Raw genomic sequence first — 1176 nt, 5'->3', positions numbered from 1 at the left:
CTTATCCCTGTTCTCCTCCACTTCCTGCAGAACTGATGCCTGGGAACTACTCTGGATACCCCGACCTTCGTGTTCTGTGATGGAACAAAATGTACAACCACCAAAGCAGCCCCGCATGATATTCACGGATGTTTTGATCATGTCATAGGCCGGAATGTTGGCATCACCGTAGGCAGGGTGTGGCCTGCGCTGATAGGGCAGAGCGAATACACCGTCAATCTCCGGCGTTTCCAGAGGAATGGGAGGCGGGTTTACCCAGATTTCCCGGTTGCCATGTTTCTGCACCAGCACCCGGGCATTATGGGGGTTGGACTCCTGATGTAATACACGGGAGGCATGGGCGTACAGCGCTGGATCTTTACGCACTTTTTCAAACGACGGTAGACGAATACAACTTTTGCTGGCATCAAAGTCAGTCTTGCGGTGCAGCGGAAGTGGCACAATGCGGATAGGCTGAACTTCCGGCGCCTGCTCTTTTTTGGACTCGCAGGCTTCTTCCTGCACATAGTCATAAGGACTAGTGCCGTAAGCTTCTTCGAAAGATCCCAAATCTCTTGGCCAGTCGATACGTGTTGAGTCGATTTCGGTCCAGCCTTCGGGTGTGGCATTTTTAACGACAACTGTTCCGCGTATATCGTCCATCTCTTTGATGTTAATGCCCGCAGCCAGTTTGTCTGCGACATCGGCCATAGCTCGCTCAGCGTTGCCATAGAGAAGGATATCTGCTGTGGAATCCATCAGCACAGAACGGCGCACTTCATTGCTCCAGTAATCATACTGGGCAATCCTGCGCAGGCTGGCCTCAATGCCGCCAATAACGACGGGCACATCGTTGTAGGCTTCTTTACAACGCTGACTGTAAACAATCACCGAACGATCAGGCCGTTTGCCCGGCTCGGCATCCGGTGTATAAGCATCGTCATTGCGCACTTTCAGATCAGCGGTGTAGCGGTTGATCATGGAGTCCATGTTGCCGCCAGTGACACCGTAGAACAGGTTAGGCTTGCCCAGTCGTATGAAGTCTCTGGTGTTGCTCCAGTCTGGCTGGGCAATAATGCCCACCCTGAAGCCCTGTGATTCCAGAAAGCGACCAATGACGGCCATACCGAAGCTTGGGTGATCAACGTAGGCATCCCCTGTTACAATGATGATGTCGCAGGAGTCCCAGCCTAAATC

1 protein-coding gene is annotated in these 1176 nt (G+C 52.6%); it reads right to left on the bottom strand.

What is annotated here, in order from left to right:
- The coding region (locus KDK19_RS18150; protein ID WP_257292522.1) for a YgiQ family radical SAM protein at positions 1–1176 on the bottom strand (1176 nt) is incomplete at both ends.

This window comes from Endozoicomonas sp. ONNA1 (assembly GCF_024606325.1).
In the GTDB taxonomy this organism is placed as follows: Bacteria; Pseudomonadota; Gammaproteobacteria; order Pseudomonadales; family Endozoicomonadaceae; genus Endozoicomonas_A.
Note: the sequence above shows the minus strand (reverse complement) of the source record. Positions and strands in the feature narration are given on the sequence as shown.